14 protein-coding genes are annotated in these 19977 nt (G+C 64.2%); 11 read left to right on the forward strand and 3 right to left on the reverse strand.

The genetic code is table 11. From position 1 onward, the window contains the following. Positions 1–46 precede the first annotated feature (46 nt). From ACIPPQ_RS15220 to ACIPPQ_RS15255, 8 genes are all read left to right on the forward strand, one after another. Complete coding sequence (locus ACIPPQ_RS15220; RefSeq protein ID WP_446544910.1) at positions 47–661, forward strand: TetR/AcrR family transcriptional regulator; 615 nt, start codon at positions 47–49, stop codon at positions 659–661. A gap of 89 nt (positions 662–750) precedes the next feature. After that, positions 751–2535, forward strand: a complete 1785-nt coding sequence (locus ACIPPQ_RS15225; protein WP_446544911.1) for a diguanylate cyclase domain-containing protein — start codon at positions 751–753, stop codon at positions 2533–2535. Positions 2536–2646: 111 nt separating this feature from the next. Beyond that, complete coding sequence (locus ACIPPQ_RS15230; protein ID WP_446544912.1) at positions 2647–3201, forward strand: hypothetical protein; 555 nt, start codon at positions 2647–2649, stop codon at positions 3199–3201. A gap of 139 nt (positions 3202–3340) precedes the next feature. Beyond that, complete coding sequence (locus tag ACIPPQ_RS15235) at positions 3341–4009, forward strand: DUF4197 domain-containing protein (RefSeq protein WP_446544913.1); 669 nt, start codon at positions 3341–3343, stop codon at positions 4007–4009. Between the two features lie 79 nt (positions 4010–4088). Beyond that, positions 4089–5198: a hypothetical protein gene (locus tag ACIPPQ_RS15240; protein ID WP_446544914.1), complete on the forward strand. Its 1110-nt coding sequence runs from the start codon at positions 4089–4091 to the stop codon at positions 5196–5198. Between the two features lie 240 nt (positions 5199–5438). Further along, on the forward strand, positions 5439–9617 hold the full coding sequence (rpoB, locus tag ACIPPQ_RS15245; RefSeq protein ID WP_446544915.1) for a DNA-directed RNA polymerase subunit beta: 4179 nt from the start codon (positions 5439–5441) through the stop codon (positions 9615–9617). Positions 9618–9670: 53 nt separating this feature from the next. Continuing rightward, the gene (rpoC, locus tag ACIPPQ_RS15250; protein ID WP_446544916.1) at positions 9671–13957 is read left to right on the forward strand and encodes a DNA-directed RNA polymerase subunit beta'; all 4287 of its coding nucleotides are present in this window, start codon (positions 9671–9673) and stop codon (positions 13955–13957) included. A gap of 114 nt (positions 13958–14071) precedes the next feature. Beyond that, on the forward strand, positions 14072–14773 hold the full coding sequence (locus ACIPPQ_RS15255) for a TonB-dependent receptor (protein ID WP_446544917.1): 702 nt from the start codon (positions 14072–14074) through the stop codon (positions 14771–14773). Between the two features lie 93 nt (positions 14774–14866). Here the strand turns inward: ACIPPQ_RS15255 and ACIPPQ_RS15260 are convergent, their stop codons facing one another. Continuing rightward, positions 14867–15046, reverse strand: a complete 180-nt coding sequence (locus ACIPPQ_RS15260; protein ID WP_039580111.1) for a PspC domain-containing protein — start codon at positions 15044–15046, stop codon at positions 14867–14869. Between the two features lie 414 nt (positions 15047–15460). On the opposite strand from ACIPPQ_RS15260, the gene recF reads away from it, so the two are divergent. Next, positions 15461–16570 (forward strand): DNA replication/repair protein RecF, encoded by a 1110-nt coding sequence (gene recF, locus ACIPPQ_RS15265; RefSeq protein ID WP_446544918.1) that lies wholly within the window; start codon positions 15461–15463, stop codon positions 16568–16570. On the opposite strand, the gene ACIPPQ_RS15270 is transcribed toward recF, so the two are convergent. Next, the gene (locus tag ACIPPQ_RS15270; protein ID WP_446544919.1) at positions 16567–16911 is read right to left on the reverse strand and encodes an arsenate reductase family protein; all 345 of its coding nucleotides are present in this window, start codon (positions 16909–16911) and stop codon (positions 16567–16569) included. The genes recF and ACIPPQ_RS15270 overlap by 4 nt on opposite strands. A 169-nt stretch (positions 16912–17080) precedes the next feature. On the opposite strand from ACIPPQ_RS15270, the gene ACIPPQ_RS15275 reads away from it, so the two are divergent. Next, on the forward strand, positions 17081–17827 hold the full coding sequence (locus ACIPPQ_RS15275) for a murein L,D-transpeptidase catalytic domain family protein (protein ID WP_446544920.1): 747 nt from the start codon (positions 17081–17083) through the stop codon (positions 17825–17827). A gap of 42 nt (positions 17828–17869) precedes the next feature. Here the strand turns inward: ACIPPQ_RS15275 and ACIPPQ_RS15280 are convergent, their stop codons facing one another. Continuing rightward, complete coding sequence (locus ACIPPQ_RS15280) at positions 17870–19114, reverse strand: MFS transporter (RefSeq protein ID WP_446544921.1); 1245 nt, start codon at positions 19112–19114, stop codon at positions 17870–17872. Between the two features lie 94 nt (positions 19115–19208). Between ACIPPQ_RS15280 and ACIPPQ_RS15285 the strand changes: the two genes are divergently transcribed. Further along, positions 19209–19976, forward strand: coding sequence for an AraC family transcriptional regulator (locus ACIPPQ_RS15285; protein WP_446544922.1), 768 nt, complete (start codon positions 19209–19211; stop codon positions 19974–19976). Position 19977 lies beyond the last annotated feature (1 nt).

Below are 19977 nucleotides of genomic sequence, written 5' to 3' on the forward strand. Positions count from 1 at the left end.
CAGCGGGGGTTGCAACGGCGACTCGAGATGTTTACAGTGACAACATATGGCAATCAAAGATAACAGTGTCAACATAAAAGGCGACGGCGCCGCGAAGGCGGCCGGCACCTATCATCATGGCGACCTGCGCGCGGCGGTGATCGCGGCGGGGCTGACGCGGCTGGCGGAGGGCGATGGTGCCGAGCTGGGGCTGCGCGCGCTGGCGCGCGATGTGGGGGTGAGCGCAACCGCGCTTTACCGGCATTTCCCCGACAAGGAGGCGCTGCTCGACGCGCTCGCCGACGAGGGCCTCCGGCGGCTCGGCGCGTTGCAGGCGCAGGCGTGGCTGAAGGCCGGTGGCGGCCGCGCAGGCTTCAAGGCGACCGGCGCGACCTATGTCCGCTTCGCGCACGACGAGCCCGCGCTGTTCCGCCTGAGCTTCACGCGCCAGATGCCCGAACGCTATGCCGACGATGCCGGCGACGGCAGCGAGGTCGCCTATAACCTGCTCCGCGCCGGGGTGGGCGAGGCGCTTCCCGGGGTGGAGAATCCCGACACCGCCGCGCTGCACGCGTGGGCGCTCGTTCACGGCCTCGCGATGCTGATCCTCGACCGGCGCATCGAATGGGACGAGGCGATGGTCGAAGAGGTCGTCGGCCTGACGTTCGGCGGGATCGATTGACGCGCGGCGCGATATAGCGGCGTCGCGGGCAGGAGGGTATCCGGCATAATATTAGCGGTTTATTTTCCCCTTTTCGGTTATTTGGGCGCATGACCCGGTCGCTGTCCCCCAGAGTCGAGGCGGTCTTTTGGTTCCTCCTGACCGCAACGGGATATTTCCTGCTCGCGAGCCTGTCGCTGCACGCCACCAAGGGCGCCGACAATATCGCCGCGGTATGGCCGGCGAGCGGCTATTTCCTCGCGCTGTTGTTGCTGATGCCACCATCGGCGAGGGTCGCGGCTTTCGCCGGTATGGTGTCGGCCAGCCTCGCCGCCAATATCTACGGCGGCGCGCCGCTCTGGTCGTGTCTGGCCTTTACCTTTTCGAACGCCTGCGAGGCCGTCGTCGCGCTGTGGCTGATCCGTCGCCGCGAACCCGGCGAGCTGTCGTTCATGGTCCCGCGCTCGGTCGTCAATTTTTGCATCGCGGCGTTTGCCGCGAGCGCGGTCAGCGCGGTGCTGGCGTCGACGCTCGCCGGCACGGGGATCGACTTCCTCCTCTCGTGGCTGACGACCGTCCTGCTCGGTATGTTGATCGTGACCCCGCCGATCGTGATGCTCGCGCGGATGATCGGGATGAACGCGTTCGCCAATGCGCCCGCGGGGATGAAGACCGAGGCGACCGCGATCCTGACCGGCGCAGGACTGGTCACCATCCTGTCCTTTTCGCAGTCGCAGTTTCCCGTGACCTTCCTGCCGTGCATCGCGGTCGTTGCCGCGGCGTACCGGCTGGGTCCGTTCGGCGCCGCGGCGGGGGTGCTGATCGTGACGATCGCCGCGTCGCTGCTGACCGGGCAGGGATATGGGCCGATCGCAGCGATCGAGACGGCGCCGAAGGTCAAGGTGCTGTTCCTGCAATTCTACCTGCTGTCGCTGCTGTTCGCGACCTTGCCGCTCGCTGCCTTGCTGATCGGCCGCCAGCGGCTGGCGAGGCGGCTCGAACAAAGCAACCGGTGGCTGCTGCAGGCGGAGGCTGCGGCGCTCGTCGGCCATTGGCGCGTCGACCTGGTCCATTGGACGATCAGCTGGTCGGACCAGACCTATCGCGTGCACGGGCTGGAACCCGGCGTGCCGGTCGACGTCGAATATAGCGTCAAACAATATGTCGCCGAGGACCGGGTGGCGGTACGGAAGATATTGGAAGAGGCGGTACGGACGGGCGAACCCTTTGAATTCCAGGGGCGGATCCGGCGCGCCGACGGCCAGGTCCGGCATGTGAAATCGCACGGATCGATCGAAAGGGGACGCGACGGCCGCGCGATCGGGATCTTCGGCACCGTACAGGACGTGACCGAGACGGTCGAGAATGCCCGCATCCTGGAGGCAGCCCGCAGCGCCGCGGAGCGCGTCGCGAACACCGACATGCTCACCGGGCTGCCAAACCGCCGCCATACGCTGGCGTTCCTCGAAAAGGCGCTGGCCGGCGCACGCGAGAATGGCGCCCCGCTTGCGGTCGCGATCTTCGATATCGACCATTTCAAGCGGATCAACGACACGCACGGCCATGCGATGGGCGACCGCGTGATCCACCGCGTCGGCCAGCGCGCGAAGGCCGCATTGCGCGACGAGGATATGCTGGGGCGCATCGGCGGCGAGGAATTCGTCTGCATCCTCCAGCGGTCGAGTGCGCAGGCGGCCGAAATCGTCGCCGAACGCGTGCGCAAGGCGGTCGAGGCCGGCACCGCGGCGGAAGAAGGCTTGCCGCAGGCGACGATCAGCATCGGGCTTGCGGTCTATGATGGCGAGTTCGACGTCGAGGAACTGCTGCACCGCGCCGACAAGGCGCTCTATGTCGCCAAGCGCGAAGGGCGGAACCGGCTGCGCAGCGCGGCGTGAGGGGGATGTTCGGTCGAGGTTGAGAGGGCTGGTTTCGACCGATTGAGGACATCAGAGATGATGCCATAACCACAAGTATGGCACGCAGAGTTTGATAATGGAGAAGGCCCCGTGCGAATACCCATACGAAATAGGGGAACGCGCCCCCTCCAAATCTTCGTGGAATTGCAGTGCGACCAATTCGAGGTGCCGGTCGACGGTGAAGCGATTGTTCGGCTGGCGGATGGTCGTCCGCATTCAATTGACGTCGATGATGAAGGGATAACTATCTGGGACGAAGGTGGCGATGCTTCGGTTGAGGTGATCTCGAATACCGAAAAACGGATCGACGATGCACTTATGCTCGCGCGAGTTTGGCTCCATCGACTTGGCGCAGAGGACGAGGCATCGCTGATTGATAGTGCAGTGGAAAAATTTGAAACCGGGATCGGATACTTCGCCGCGAGAGATGATGTTTTTCGGGCTTTTCATGCGGGTTTTTCCGGCGAGGACAACCTATCGCAGGAAGAGCAAATACTCGTGGAGTGTTGGCGTGCTGGCGCAACCGCCGCTCGCTTGAACGACGCCGCCCGAAGCGCTCAATCCTTTCCGGAACTGGGTGCCGCACCCTTTGATACAAACACCGCTCAGTCGGCCTTCAAGCGTGCATTGGGCGACGGCAGTTAACCACCCCATAGTTGCCGAATACCCCGATCAGTGGACGAGGTGCTCCTCGACGGCTCCATCCCGGTTCGTCGCGCTTTGGTGGCGACGACTTTGCTGATAGACCCTGATACCGGATCGCAAGGCAAGGGAGGCAAGCGCCATGGAATCGCACGAAGCAATGATGGCGCGGCGGATGCTGCTCGCGGGGGCGACGGGACTGTTTGCGCTGGCGCATGCGCCCTGGGCGATGGCGAAGCTGCCGAAGAGCGGCGTCAAAGGGCTGATCGCGGGCGCGTCGGACGGCGCGCTCGACCGGCTGTCGCAGCCCGGCGCCTTTTACGCCGATACCGCGGTGCGCATCCTGTTGCCGGGCGCGAACGGGAAGCTCGCCTCGAAGCTGTTCGGCATGGGCGACAAGCTCGGCCTCACCACCAACCTCACCAAAAGCCTGAACGATGCCGGCGGCAAGGCGGCGGGGGAGGCGAAGCCGGTGTTTCGCGCCGCGATCGACAATCTGCGCTGGACCGACGCGCCTGCGCTGGTGACGAAGAATGACGGCGCGACGCGCTATCTGCAGAGCAGCGCGGGCGACGTGCTGTTCGGCAAGGTGTCGCCGCTGATCGGATCGGCGCTGGAAAATGTCGGCGCCTTTCGCCAGCTCGACCAGCTGTCGAAGGGCAACCAGTTGATGGCGTCGGCGGGGCTGACGCGCGACGGGCTGACCCGGTCGGTGACCGAGCAGGCGCTGAAGGGCATTTTTCACTATATGGCGGGGGAGGAGGCCGACCTGCGGCGCAACCCGGCGAAGCTGTTGAAGGGCGTGTTTTAGGCGGCGCGAGCTGGCGTCGAAGAATCGGGTAGATAGCGACCATAAGGTTGCTCAATCGGCATGAAGGGGGCGCGCTAGGATGAGAAAGGGCGTTGGCGTCGCGGTCGCGGCGATGGCAGTTGTCGCTCCGATCTCCAGTGAGGCTGTGGTCGATCCTGCGGACGAGTGCTCGTGGGATAGGCGCGCGTCGCTGCCACCGACAGTTCAACGCTATCTGTCATTGATCTTCCAGAAGCCTGAGGATCGATATCGACCTTTCCGCTTTTCGCTCGATGAATATTTCGACCCTCCGCCGGGCTATCTTTCGCGGCGCGTCGAGCGCTTCGCCGACATTGACAAGTCCAGACCCTATTCGCTCTATCAATCCAACTCAAATTTCCCCGCCGGGCTGCTCCAGCACGAGGCGGGCACGCCCGCTCCCTTTTATCGCTATTGGGGGTCAAATCGCGCTTGGTCCAGCTTCCGCCTGAGCGGCCATGACAGTGCCGATTTTGCCGGGTTGGGACCGGTGAGCTTCGTCGGTTTCGACCCTCGCTTCTTTACTTCACCGGAAGCGCAGGCGGCCGCAATCGTCGGCCAGAACCCCGGACGTTTTCAAACCGGAAAATACCGGATCGAGGAAGCAGGCGACGCATGTCTCGTCGTGACACAAGCCGATGGCGACCGGCTGACTGCGCTGCTCACCATTTACGATGGACAACCCGGCGCCGATCGCTTCGTTCGGACACGTGACTTCATGCAATGTCGCGACCAGCATTATGGCCGCTTCCTTGGCCTGCGTTTCGGGCCATCGCCGCGTCCATATTCGCTTGGGGTCGAGCCGGTTCGGGCGCCCGATTACGATTACAGCAAACGGCCGCTCGCGCCGCCACCCCGGTTGCCGCGGCCGGTTTCGTCATCGCGGCCGCCGGTATGGGCCCCGACGTTTGCATCGCTGGCCGAAGGGCAGGCAAGTGCACCGCCGATACAGCGGAACCACCGATCGGGTTCCGAAGCCGAGATATTCCAGAGCGACGATGCCATGCAGATTATCGCGCTGGATGGGGCGAGCGACTTCGCGGGCGTGTGCCGGGTCGCAATGGGTCTTCATAGCCGACGTTTGACGGGCAACGTATTGCAATGGGCCGACGAGCGACGCGCCAAACGAACAACGGAAGGGGCCGGCTTGCGTCCGCTCCCCGACCCATAGCAGCCGTTCGCGCCATCACTTCACCGCGCTCCCGTTGACAGAGCGCACCCCCAATCCTATATCCCCGCCATACCCCATCGTCCGAGATAGAGCCTGACTTTGCGCAGCGGGCTGTACGGATAGGGCGGCGGGGATTTCGACAGCGTTGAAAAGCTGCGGTAAACCGGCAACGGTTGGCCTGCGGCTTTTTTCGCGTCGATGCGCTCGCGACTGATTTTTCTTAAGGCGAGACAATCACTTATGGCGACCAAGGCGAAGTCGGTGGGCAAGGCCCTCGAAGCAACCGCAAGCAAGCGAATCCGTAAGCTGTTCGGCAACATCCACGAAGCGGTGGAGATGCCCAACCTCATCGAGGTGCAGCGCGAATCCTATGAGCAGTTCCTGCGGTCCGACCCCTCGGTCGGCTATGTTTCGGGCCTCGAGAAGACGCTGCGCAGCGTATTCCCGATCCGCGATTTCGCCGGTACCGCCGAGCTCGACTTCGTACACTACGAACTCGAAGCGCCGAAGTATGACGTCGAGGAATGCCGTCAGCGCGGCATCACCTATGCGGCGCCGATGAAGGTCACGCTCCGCCTGATCGTCTTTGAAGTCGACAGCGAAACCGACACCCGTTCGGTCCTCGATATCAAGGAGCAGGACGTTTACATGGGCGACATGCCGCTCATGACCGAGAACGGCACCTTCTTCGTCAACGGCACCGAGCGCGTCATCGTGTCGCAGATGCACCGTTCGCCGGGTGTGCTCTTCGACCATGACCGCGGCAAGACCCACTCGTCGGGCAAGTTCCTGTTCGCCGCGCGCGTGATCCCGTATCGCGGTTCGTGGCTCGACTTCGAATTCGACGCCAAGGACATCGTCAACGTCCGTATCGACCGCAAGCGCAAGCTGCCGGTCACCAGTCTGCTCTATGCGCTGGGCATGTCGGGCGAGGAAATCCTCAACACCTTCTATGACCGCCTCGTCTTCGAGCGCGCCGAGAATGGCTGGAAAGTCCCGTTCGTCGTCGAAAACTGGCGCGGGTCGAAGCCCGCGTTCGACGTCGTCGACGCCAAGACCGGCGAAGTCGTCTTCGCCGCCGGCCACAAGATCAGCCCGCGCCTTGCCAACAAGGCGGCGAAGGACGGTCTCGACACGCTGCTGATCCCGACCGAGGAAATCTTCGGCCGTTACAGCGCCTATGACCTGATCAACGAGTCGACCGGCGAGATCTATATCGAAGCCGGCGACGAAGTGTCGGCCGACAATCTGGAGAAGATCGACGGCGCCGGCATCGACAAGCTCGTCCTGCTCGACATCGACCACAACAACACGGGCCCCTGGATCCGCAACACGCTGAAGGCCGACAAGGCCGAGGATCGCGACCAGGCGCTTTCGGACATCTATCGCGTGATGCGCCCCGGCGAACCGCCGACGCGCGAAACCGCGGAAGCGCTGTTCGGCGGCCTCTTCTTCGACGCCGAGCGCTACGACCTGTCGGCCGTCGGCCGCGTCAAGCTGAACATGCGCCTCGGCCTCGACGCCGAGGACACGGTCACCACGCTGCGCAGCGAGGACATTCTCGCCGTCGTCAAGGAACTGGTGAACCTGAAGGACGGCAAGGGCGAAATCGACGACATCGACAACCTCGGTAACCGTCGTGTCCGTTCGGTCGGCGAACTGCTCGAAAACCAGTATCGCGTCGGCCTGCTGCGCATGGAGCGCGCCGTGAAGGAGCGCATGAGCTCGGTCGACGTGTCGACCGTGATGCCGAACGACCTGATCAACGCGAAGCCCGCGGTCGCCGCGGTGCGCGAATTCTTCGGCTCGTCGCAGCTCTCGCAGTTCATGGACCAGACCAACCCGCTGTCCGAAGTCACCCACAAGCGCCGCGTGTCGGCGCTTGGGCCGGGCGGTCTGACGCGCGAACGCGCGGGCTTCGAAGTCCGCGACGTTCACCCGACGCACTATGGCCGTATCTGCCCGATCGAAACGCCCGAAGGCCCGAACATCGGTCTGATCAACAGCCTCGCGACCTTTGCGCGCGTCAACAAATACGGCTTCATCGAAACCCCGTACCGCCGCATCATCGACGGCAAGGTGACCAACGAGGTCGTCTATCTGTCGGCGATGGAGGAATCGAAGCACACGGTTGCGCAGGCGAACGCCGACCTCAACCCCGACGGCAGCTTCATCGACGAGCTGATCTCGGCGCGCGAAGCGGGCGAGTTCCTGATGGCTCCGCGCGATCAGATCACGCTGATGGACGTGTCGCCGAAGCAGCTCGTTTCGGTAGCGGCATCGCTGATCCCGTTCCTCGAAAACGATGACGCCAACCGCGCGCTCATGGGTTCGAACATGCAGCGTCAGGCTGTGCCGCTGATCCGCGCCGAGGCGCCGGTCGTCGGCACCGGCATGGAAGAGACGGTTGCGCGCGATTCGGGCGCGGCCATCGCGGCGCGCCGCGGCGGCGTGATCGACCAGGTCGATGCGACGCGTATCGTTATCCGTGCGACCGACATGGTCGAACCCGGCAAGTCGGGCGTCGACATCTATCGCCTCCAGAAGTTCCAGCGTTCGAACCAGAACACCTGCATCAACCAGCGTCCGCTGGTGAAGGTGGGCGAAGTGGTCAAGAGCGGCGATATCATCGCCGACGGTCCGTCGACCGAGCTCGGCGAACTGGCGCTCGGCAAGAATGTGCTCGTCGCGTTCATGCCGTGGAACGGCTATAACTATGAGGACTCGATCCTCATCAGCGAACGCATCGTGAAGGACGACGTCTTCACCTCGATCCACATCGAGGAATTCGAAGTCACCGCACGCGACACGCGCCTCGGGCCCGAAGACATCACGCGCGATATCCCGAACGTCGGCGAGGAAGCGCTTCGCAACCTCGACGAAGCGGGCATCGTCTACATCGGCGCCGAAGTCGGCCCGGGCGACATTCTGGCCGGCAAGATCACCCCCAAGGGTGAATCGCCGATGACGCCGGAAGAAAAGCTGCTGCGCGCGATCTTCGGTGAAAAGGCCAGCGACGTGCGCGACACTTCGCTCCGCCTGCCGCCGGGCGTGTCGGGCACGGTCGTCGAAGTCCGCGTCTTCAACCGTCATGGCATCGACAAGGACGAACGCGCGATCGCGATCGAACGCGAAGAGATCGAGCGCCTGAAGCAGGACGCCGACGACGAACGCGCGATCCTCAACCGTGCGACCTTCTCGAGCCTCAAGGAACTGCTCATCGGTCAGGCGACCAGCGCCGTGCCGAAGGGCCTGAAGAAGGGCGATGTCGTCACCGAAGAGATGCTCGTCGACCTCGACCGCGCCGACTGGTGGAAGCTGGCGGTTGTCGAAGACAATGCGCAGGCCGCCCTCGAAGCGATCAAGGCGCAGTATGACGACGCGATCAAGCGGATCAGCGCGAAGTATGAAGACCGCGTCGAAAAGCTGCAGCGCGGCGACGAACTCGCCCCGGGCGTGCTCAAGATGGTCAAGGTCTTCGTCGCGGTGAAGCGCAAGCTTCAGTCGGGCGACAAGATGGCCGGCCGTCACGGCAACAAGGGCATCATCAGCCGCATCCTGCCGATCGAGGACATGCCGTTCCTCGAAGACGGGACGCACGTCGACTTCGTTCTGAACCCGCTGGGCGTGCCGTCGCGCATGAACGTCGGGCAGATCCTCGAAACGCACCTCGGCTGGGCATCGCGCGGTTTCGGCCGCCAGATCACCGCGGCGCTCGAGGACTGGCGCATGGCCAACCCCGACCCCGAAGCGGGCGCTCCGCCCGAAGCGGTGCGCGAGGCGCTGCTGCAGGCCTATGGCGATGAATATGCCGACGAAATCAAGGCGCGCAGCGTCGATGAAGTCGTCGAACTCGCCGGAAACCTGTCGGTGGGTGTGCCCTTCGCGACCCCGGTTTTCGACGGCGCGCGCGAAGGCGACGTGTCGGCGATGCTGGAACGCGCCGGTCTCGACCGGTCGGGTCAGGTCGATCTGTATGACGGCCGCACCGGCGACCGTTTCGACCGCAAGGTGACGGTGGGATATATGTATATCCTGAAGCTGCATCACCTTGTCGACGACAAGATCCACGCGCGTTCGATCGGGCCGTACTCGCTTGTCACCCAGCAGCCGCTGGGCGGTAAGGCGCAGTTCGGTGGCCAGCGCTTCGGTGAAATGGAAGTGTGGGCGCTGCAGGCTTATGGCGCGGCGTACACGCTTCAGGAAATGCTGACGGTGAAGTCCGATGACGTGATCGGCCGCACCAAGGTTTACGAAGCGATCGTCAAGGGCGACGACACCTTCGAGGCCGGCATTCCCGAAAGCTTCAACGTGCTCGTCAAGGAAATGCGCTCGCTGGGCCTCAACGTCGAACTCTCTTCCTATTCGGAAGAAGACCCCGACGAAGGTCCGGAAGCCCTTCCCGAAGCCGCCGAATAAGATTTTTCCTCACCCCTCTCGCGCCGCGCGAGAGGGGAAGATGGAGCTAGAATATGAACCAGCTTACCAACTTCATGAACCCGGTCGCGAAGCCCGAAACCTTCGACATGATCAAGATCGGCATCGCGAGCCCGGAACGCATCCGTTCGTGGTCGTTCGGCGAGATCAAGAAGCCCGAAACGATCAACTATCGCACGTTCAAGCCCGAGCGTGACGGCCTGTTCTGCGCGCGCATCTTTGGTCCGATCAAGGATTATGAATGCCTGTGCGGCAAGTATAAGCGCATGAAATACAAGGGCATCGTCTGCGAAAAATGCGGTGTCGAAGTCACGGTGACCAAGGTCCGCCGCGAGCGCATGGGCCATATCGAGCTCGCCGCGCCCGTCGCGCACATCTGGTTCCTGAAGTCGCTGCCGTCGCGCATCGGCCTGCTGCTCGACATGCAGCTGAAGCAGCTCGAACGCGTCCTCTATTTCGAAGCCTATATCGTTCTCGAGCCCGGCCTGACCCCGCTCGAGAAGTTCCAGCTTCTGACCGAAGACGAACTGCTCGACGCGCAGGATGAATATGGCGAAGACGCCTTCTCGGCCGGCATCGGCGCCGAGGCGATCCGCGTGCTCCTCGAAAATCTCGATCTGGAGCAGGAACGCGTCGACCTGATGGAAGACCTCGCGACCACCAAGTCCGAGCTCAAGCCCAAGAAGATCATCAAGCGCCTGAAGGTCGTGGAATCGTTCATCGAATCGGGCAACCGCCCCGAATGGATGATCCTCGAGGTCGTGCCGGTCATCCCGCCCGAACTGCGCCCGCTGGTGCCGCTCGACGGCGGCCGCTTCGCGACGTCGGACCTCAACGACCTGTATCGCCGCGTGATCAACCGTAACAATCGCCTGAAGCGCCTGATGGAGCTGCGTGCGCCGGACATCATCGTCCGCAACGAAAAGCGCATGCTGCAGGAAGCTGTCGACGCGTTGTTCGATAACGGTCGCCGCGGCCGCACGATCACGGGTGCCAACAAGCGTCCCCTCAAGTCGCTGTCCGACATGCTCAAGGGCAAGCAGGGCCGCTTCCGTCAGAACCTGCTCGGCAAGCGCGTCGACTATTCGGGCCGTTCGGTCATCGTGACCGGTCCCGAACTCAAGCTGCACCAGTGCGGCCTGCCGAAGAAGATGGCGCTCGAGCTGTTCAAGCCGTTCATCTATGCGCGCCTCGACGCCAAGGGTCTGTCGATGACCCTGAAGCAGGCGAAGAAGTGGGTCGAAAAGGAACGCAAGGAAGTCTGGGACATCCTCGACGAAGTCATTCGCGAGCACCCGGTCCTCCTGAACCGCGCCCCGACGCTTCACCGCCTCGGCATCCAGGCGTTCGAGCCCGTGCTGATCGAAGGCAAGGCGATCCAGCTTCACCCGCTGGTCTGCGCCGCGTTTAACGCCGACTTCGACGGTGACCAGATGGCGGTCCACGTGCCGCTCTCGCTGGAAGCGCAGCTCGAAGCGCGCGTGCTGATGATGTCGACCAACAACATCCTGTCCCCTGCGAACGGCAAGCCGATCATCGTTCCGTCGCAGGACATGGTGCTGGGTCTCTATTATCTCTCGATGGAACGCGAAGGCGAACCGGGCGAGGGCATGCTGCTCGCCGACATGGCCGAAGTGCATCAGGCGCTGTTCACCGGCGCGGTGACGCTGCACACGAAGGTGATCAGCCGCGTTCCGCAGACCGACGAGCAGGGCAATGAGTATCTCAAGCGCTTTGAGACCACGCCGGGCCGCATGCTCATCGGTGAATGCCTGCCGAAGTCGCACACCGTGCCCTTCGACGTCGTCAACCGCCTTCTGACCAAGAAGGAAATCGGCGACGTGATCGATCAGGTCTATCGTCACACCGGCCAGAAAGAGACCGTGTTGTTCGCCGACGCCATCATGGCGCTGGGCTTCCGCAACGCGTTCAAGGCGGGCATTTCCTTCGGCAAGGATGACATGATCATCCCCGATTCGAAGGAAGGCATGGTCAACGAAACCCGTGCGCTGGTGAAGGATTTCGAGCAGCAGTATCAGGACGGCCTGATCACGCAGCAGGAAAAGTACAACAAGGCGATCGACGCCTGGTCGCAGTGCGGCGACAAGGTCGCGAACGCGATGATGGACGAAATCCGCGCCGAGCCGAAGGATCCGAAGACCGGCCGTCTGGCCCCGATCAACTCCATCTATATGATGGCGCACTCGGGTGCCCGTGGTTCGCAGGCCCAGATGAAGCAGCTCGCCGGCATGCGCGGCCTGATGGCCAAGCCGTCGGGCGAGATCATCGAAACGCCGATCATCTCGAACTTCAAGGAAGGCCTGACCGTTCTCGAGTATTTCAACTCGACCCACGGTGCGCGTAAGGGCCTCGCCGATACGGCGCTCAAGACGGCGAACTCGGGTTACCTGACCCGCCGTCTGGTCGACGTGTCGCAGGATTGCGTCGTGATCGAGGAAGATTGCGGCACGACCCGCGGCATGGAAATGCGTGCGATCATCCAGGGCGGTTCGACGATCGCCTCGCTGGGCGAACGTATCCTTGGCCGTACCACGCTCGAAGACGTCGTCGACAAGGACGGCAATGTCATCGCGCCGGTCGGCACGCTGCTCGACGAAGCGACGACGCAGCGTATCGAGGATGCCGAAGTCCAGTCGGTCAAGATCCGTTCGCCGCTGGTCTGCGAAGCGACGCTGGGTGTTTGCGGCAAATGCTATGGCCGTGACCTTGCCCGCGGTACGCCGGTCAACATCGGTGAAGCTGTCGGCGTTATCGCTGCGCAGTCGATCGGTGAACCCGGCACGCAGCTGACGATGCGTACGTTCCACATCGGTGGTGCGGCGCAGGTCAACGAGCAGTCGAACGCCGAAGCGATTTCGGACGGTACGATCGAATATCGCGACATGGCGACGATCGTCGACCAGCGCGGCCGCCGTCTGGCGCTGTCGCGTTCGGGCGAAATCGCGATCATCGACGCCGAAGGCCGCGAACGCGCGACCCACAAGCTGCCCTATGGTGCGCAGATCATGCACAAGGACGGCGAGAAGGTGAAGAAGGGCGACCGGATTGCCGAATGGGATCCGTTCACCATGCCGCTGATCACCGAAAAGCAGGGTGTCGTGAAGTATCAGGATCTTGCCGACGGCAAGACGCTGATCGAACAGGTCGACGAAGCGACGGGTATCGCCCAGCGCGTCGTGATCGAATATCGCTCGGCGGGCCGCGCCAAGAAGGAAGACCTCCAGCCGCGCCTGACCTTGCTCGACGACCAGTCGGGCGAAGCGGCACGCTACCTGCTCGCGGTCGGCACGATGTTGTCGGTCGAGGACGGTCAGGAAGTGCAGGCGGGCGACGTTCTGGCGCGTGTCAGCCGCGAAGCGTCGAAGACGCGCGACATCACCGGCGGTCTGCCGCGTGTTGCCGAGCTGTTCGAAGCGCGCATTCCGAAGGACAACAGCGTTATCGCGAAGATCAGCGGCCGCATTGAATTCGTCAAGGATTACAAGGCGAAGCGCAAGATCGCGATCGTTCCGGAAGAAGGCGATTCGATCGAGTACCTGATTCCCAAGTCGAAGGTGCTGGAAGTGCAGGAAGGCGACCAGGTCAAGCGCGGCGACGCGCTGATCAGCGGTTCGCCGAACCCGCACGACATCCTCGACGTCATGGGCGTCGAGGCGCTGGCCGAATATCTCGTCGCGGAAATCCAGGAAGTCTATCGACTGCAGGGCGTGAAGATCAACGACAAGCACATCGAGGTGATCGTTCGCCAGATGCTGCAGAAGGTCGAGATCACCGCTGGCGGCGACACCACGCTGCTGCCGGGCGAACAGCTCGATTATCTGGAGATGATGGAATATAACGCCAAGCTGCCGAAGAATGGTGTCCCCGCGGAAGGCCGTCCGGTCCTTCTCGGCATCACCAAGGCGTCGCTGCAGACCCGCAGCTTCGTTTCGGCGGCGTCCTTCCAGGAGACGACCCGCGTTCTCACCGAGGCTTCGGTGCAGGGCAAGATCGACTCGCTGCAGGGCCTCAAGGAAAATGTCATCGTCGGCCGCCTCATCCCGGCGGGTACCGGCGCTGCCATGAACCGCGTCCGCGTTACCGCCTCGTCGAAGGATGCTGCTCTCCGTGCCGCCATGCGCGCCGCGAACCAGGAGCATCTGATCGCACCGACGACCGCTGCCGAAGAGCATGCCGCCGAACTGGCGCAGGGCCCCGAAGCGGCGATCGGCGACGATCCGCTCGGCAAGGTGCAGGGTGAAGATTTCACCACCGACGACGTGATGGTCGAAGAGCGCCCCGAAGGCGAAGGCGAGGAATAAGCTTCCTCGGGCCTTTGGCTGACAGAAAAGAGCCCCGCCGGAGCGATCCGGCGGGGCTTTTTCTTTGGCCGCAAGCTGATAGCTTCGCCTCCTCGATGGGGAAGGAGAGGGACGATGCGCATTGGTCTTTTGGGAATGGCGCTGATCGCCGGGACGATGCCGGCGATCGCGCAGGATAACAGCAATATCCAGGGCGAGGTGGTGGTGACGGGGCAGCGCGCCTCGGCCGATTACCTGTCCGACGAACAGACGGTGGTCGGCCTTCGGCGCCCCGCGGACAGCGCGATCCAGCCGGTCAAGTTCACTTCGGATTCGCGCGATGCCGATGTCCGCAAGCGTGAAATCCATGCGATGATCGAAAGCGCGATCCGCCGCGCCGACACGGCGGGGGTCGAACTCGTCACCGGCGAGTTCGAACTGACGAAGGTGACCGCGGCCAATTATCGCGACCTCGCCTTTTCGGGCGGCGGCCGCCCCGACACGAGCGAAATTTCGGTCTATGTGAAGGCGAAGCTCGGCGGCTCGGTCGGCAGCGCGCAATCGCGGATCGACAATTTCATCAAGGGCGTGCCCGCCGAAGGGCGCGCGCTTATGGAGCGTCGCGGTGCGATCACGCTGACGATCATCAACCCCGATCAATACCGCCCCGAAATCGTCAAGCTCGTCGCCGCCGAAGCGCTGAAAACCGCTGGCGCCTTTGGCACCGATTATGGCGTCGAGGTCGCGGGGCTCAACGAGCAGCTGATCTGGGCGCAAGCGAGCGCGACCGAAGTGTTTCTGTACATCCCGTACCGTTTCACGGTGCGGCCCAAATAGAAAAGGGCCCACCGGGGTGGCCGGTGAGCCCTTGGTCCTGGGAATATGCGGGCCGGTGCGACTGCGCCTGTAAGGCGGCCGGCCCGGGCTGTCCTAGGGCGCGAGGATCGCGACGGCGAGGTACAGCAGCAGAGGCAGGCCGAAGCCCAGAAGCGTCAGGGCGACAAAGCCGACGCGCGTCCACAAGACGTCGATACCGAACTGGTCCGACATTCCGGCGCACACGCCGAAGATCATCCCGTCGCGACGATTCTTGCGAAAACCCTGTTTCATTTCTTTCCTTTCCATCCCGGCCAGCACGGCCGGCGTTTATCGAGGGCCGCGGCGGTCGGTCAGGCGACCAGACCGTTGGGGCCGGCAGCGGCGAGGAGCATGATCGAGCAGTAAAGCGAGGCAACCGCAGCGATTGCGTAGCTCTTGAACGATTCGACGTTGAAATGGGCCATGATATTTTCCTTCCTTGAACCTTCCATCCGGGCCATCCGGTGGATGCCAACAGTAACGCAGGGACCGTGCCAATTTCATTCATTGGCGGTTAAGCGGGGTTTTTCGGCTCGCGACATATTATTTCAGCGCGAAAAATGCGCTGTGATGGTGAAAATTCCCGCTAGTCGGAAAAATTTCAATGGAACCTGCTTGGCGGATGCGCTGGCTTCGTCGCTGAGGCTGCGGTAGGCGGGCAGGCAGATGACGCTGACCCGCCTTTCGCTGACCGATTTTCGCAATCATGCCGGCGCGGACATGGCGGCCGCGCCGGGGCTTGTCGCGCTGCACGGCGACAATGGCGCGGGCAAGACCAATATATTGGAGGCGATTTCGCTGCTCGCGCCGGGGCGCGGGCTTCGCCGTGCGGCGCTGTCCGACATGGTGCGCGACGGCGCGAGCGGCGGCTTCGCGGTGTTTGCCGAGGTGCAGGCTGGTGCGGACCTAGCGCCGGTGGCGCTGGGAACGGGAATCGAGGCCGCGCAGCCGGGGCGGCGGATCGTGCGCATCAACGGCGCGACCGCCGCCGCGACCGCGCTCGGCGACTGGCTGGCGGTGCTGTGGCTGACCCCCGCGATGGACCGGTTGTTCGTCGAGACCGCGGGCAACCGGCGGCGTTTCCTCGACCGGCTCGTGCTCGCGCTCGACCCGCGCCACGCACAGCACAGCAACCGCTACGAGGCGGCGCTACGCGCGCGGGGGAAATTGCTCGCTGACCTATCTGCCGCCGATCCGGCGTGGCTCGCAAGCCTCGAGGCGCAGCTCGCCGAACATGGTGCGGCGATGGACGCGGCGCGCCAGCATATGCTCGCCGGGCTGTCGGTCGAACTCGCGGGGCAACCCGACGCACCCTTCGCGCGCCCGCTGCTGACCCTGGTCGACGGCGACGGCGCCGCGCGCGATGCGCCGCACGAAGTCGACGCGCTGAAGGCGCTGTTCGCGGCGCGCCGCCGTATCGACGCCGCGGCGGGGCGGGCGACCGCCGGCCCGCATCGTGACGACCTGTCGGCTGTTCACGCCGCGACAGGCCGCGCCGCGGCGCGCTGTTCGACCGGCGAGCAAAAGGCGATGCTGCTCTCGCTCGTCCTCGCGCACAGCGACAGCGTCGCGCGCGCGCGCGGGCAGCGGCCGGTGCTGCTGCTCGACGAGGTCGCGGCGCACCTCGACCCGCTGCGCCGCGGCGCGCTCTACGAGCGGCTCGCGGGGCAGGGCGGGCAGGCGTGGCTGACGGGGACCGAAGCGGCGCTGTTCGGCGACATGCCGGGGCCGGTCACGCGCTTCCGCATCGCGGGCGGGCGGATCGCTGCGGGTTAGAGGATTTCGTGCACCACATCCTGCGGGCGGCACAGTCTCACGCCTTTATCGGTCTCGACAATCGGCCGTTCGACATAGGCAGGGCTCGCCGCCATCGCGGCGACGATATCGTCCTCGCTCGCATCCTTCAGCCCGCGCTCTTCGGCGTCGGTGCCGCGCAGGCGCAGCGCCTCGCGCGCGGAGATGCCGGCGTCGGCGAACAGCTGGCGGAGCTTGTCCGCGCTGTACGGGTTTTTCAGATATTCGATCACCGTCAGCGCGACGCCGGGGGTTTCCTGAAGGATCGCCAGCGTCTTGCGCGAGGTGCCGCAAGCGGGGTTGTGCCAGATGGTTGCGTTCATGGCGCGTGTCCTAACGCAGCCTTACAGCAGCGTAAACTCGCTATTCATGGCATATATGGCACATCTTCCCGCATGAAGGGGAACCACCTGCTTGCCTTTCGCGGCCAACATACGACTTATGCAAAGTCGAAGGACCGTAAAAGGCGGCCAATGCGGGGTTGGGTTGCAAGTGAATGAATTGATCGATCGACGGGCGATGCTGGCAGCGATGGCGGGAGCGGGGGCGATGGCCGCCGTACCGGCGCGGGCACAGCTCCCCAATTGGGTTCAGCAGCCGGTGGCGCCTTTGCCGCCGCCGGTCGACTATCTGGCCGTGGCGAAGAAGCAGCTCGCGATGCAGGGACGCAATATTCCGCAGAGCGACCGCGTCGGCGTCGTCGATTTCGGCCTGCCGTCGTCGCGCCCGCGTTTCGCGCTGGTCGACATGGTTGCGGGCAAGGTCGACATGTTCCCCGTGACGCACGGGCGCGGGTCGGACCCGCAGCACGACGGCTGGCTCAAGAGTTTCTCGAACCGCGTCGGCAGCCTCGCGACCTCGCGCGGCGCGTATCGCACCAGCGACTATTATTGGGGCGCCAACGGATCGTCGATGCGCCTCGCGGGGCTGGAGCCCGACAATTATTCGGCCGACCAGCGCGCGATCGTCGTGCACGGCGCCTGGTACGCCGAGCCGGCGTTGATCGCGACGCAGGGCAAGCTGGGGCGCAGCGAAGGCTGCTTCGTCTTCGGCGAAGAACTGCTTCCGATGATCCTCTACAAGCTCGGGCCGGGGCGGCTCTTGTTCGCCGACCGGCTGAGCGCGCCGCCGCCGATGCCCAAGCCGTTCGAACTGCCGCCCGCCGACCCGCTGCCGGGGATGGAGAATCTGCGGCGCGCGAGCTCGATCAGCGGGCCGCTGCCGAAGACCACGGACTAGGCGCGTTCACTCGCCACTCCGGGCATTTCGACGAACCTCTCCTCAGGCGGTTCGTCTATGTTCGTCGGAGCGCGGTAGCAGGAATGTCGCGAGGCCCAGAAGCGGCAGGTAAGCGCAGAACTTATACACCCAGACGATGCCATAGAGGTCGGCAAGCTGGCCGAGCCCGGCCGCGCCGACCCCGCTGATCCCGAACATCAGCCCGAACATCAATCCCGACACCAGCCCGACGCGGCCCGGGACGAGTTCCTGTGCATAGACGACGAGCGCGGCGAACGCCGACGACATGATCAGGCCGATCGAAATGGCGAAGATCGTCGTCCAGAACAGGTTGGCGTGCGGCAGGATCATCGCAAAGGGCGCGACGCCGAGGAAGGACACCCAGATCACGGCTTTGCGGCCGATGCGATCGCCGACCGGTCCGCCGGCGAAGGTTCCGGCCGCGATCGCGGCGAGGAAGCAGAAGAGATAGAATTGGGATTCGCGCGCGGTCAGCTCGAACCGTTCGATCAGGTAGAAGGTGAAGTAGTTGGTGAAGGCGCCGATGTAGATGAACTTGGCGAACATCAGGATGCCGATCGCAGAAAGCGCGCGGATGATTTCGCGGCGGCTGTGAGGCGACGCATGGACGGCGGCGGGGGCACTGGCTTGCGCCCGGCTGTGCTGCAACCGCCATTTCGTGACGCCGAAGAGCACCCAGATCGCCGCGACGGCGACGAAGGCGAGCCAGCCGACCGCGGTCTGGCCGAACGGCAGGATGATCGCCGATGCGACGATGGGGCCGAGCGCGGAGCCCGAGTTGCCGCCGACCTGGAACGCCGACTGGGCGGTGCCGAAGCGACCGCCCGACGCCATCCGCGCGACGCGCGAGGCCTCGGGGTGGAAGGTCGCCGATCCGACCCCGATGACGGCGGACGCGAGGATCAGCGCCGAATAGCTGTCCGCCATCGCGAGGCCGCCGACGCCAACCAAGGTGACGATCATCCCGAGCGGCAGCAGATAGGGCAGCGGACGCTTGTCGGTATAGAGCCCGACCCATGGCTGGAGCAGCGAGGCAGTGACCTGATAGATGAGCGCGATCCAGCCGATCTGGCCGAAGCTCAGATGATATTTATCCTTGAGCATCGGGTAGATCGCCGGAAGCACGGCCTGGATCAGGTCGTTCAGAAGGTGGGCGAAGGCGACCGCGCCGACGATCTGTACCACCAGCTTCGGTCCGTCCTGCCGCGGCGCGGCGGGAGGCAGCATATCGGGGGAGATGGGCAGGGTGGCGGCGGAATCGGTCACGATCGGGTCTTTCGCTTTTCTGGGAAGCGCGCCTCTAGCAAGGGCGCCTTGTTCCCGCTTGCTTGTATGAGCCAATCATTTCTGCGAGTGGGACATGATGGACTTTTATCCCGACGAGAATGACCATGTGGCGCGGCCGCTCATCGCGATCGGTCACGATTATCCGGACTCGTTCGAGCTGGCCGAACATCGGCACCGCCGCAGCCAGTTTCTCTATGCCGCGCGCGGCGTGATGGCGGTCAGCACGCCGTCGGGCGCGTGGGTGGCGCCGCCCGAGCGCGCGGTCTGGATTCCGGGCGGCACGCCGCATTCGGTGCGCATGGTGGGTGCGGTGAAAACGCGCAGCGTCCTCGTCGAACCCGGAGAGTGCGCCGGCAGAGGACTCCAGTGTCAGGTCGTCGGCGTGTCGCCGTTGCTTCGCCACCTCCTGTCCGCCGCTGCGCATGTGACACCCGAATATGATGTCGCCGGGCGCGACGGCCTGATCATGCAGCTGTTGATGGCGGAAATCGACGCGGCGCCGCCGATCCCGCTGGCGGTTCCCTTCCCGTCGCATCCGGCGCTGGCAAGACGATGTCACTCCTTCCTCGAGCGGCCGAACGCGGCGGCGACGATCGACGAATGGGCGGATGCGATGGGGATGAACCGCCGCAGCTTCACCCGGCTGTTCCGGCGCGAAACGACGATGAGCTTTGCCGAATGGCGCCAGCAGGCCTGCCTGTCAGTTGCGTTGCCGAAACTGGCGGCGGGCGAGCCGGTAACGTCGATCGCCTATGATCTTGGCTATGACGGCCCGGGCAATTTCTCGACGATGTTCAAGCGCATGCTCGGGGTGCCGCCGAGCCGCTACCGCTCGCCGTGAC

The sequence above is a fragment of the Sphingopyxis sp. LARHCG72 genome, assembly GCF_052871675.1.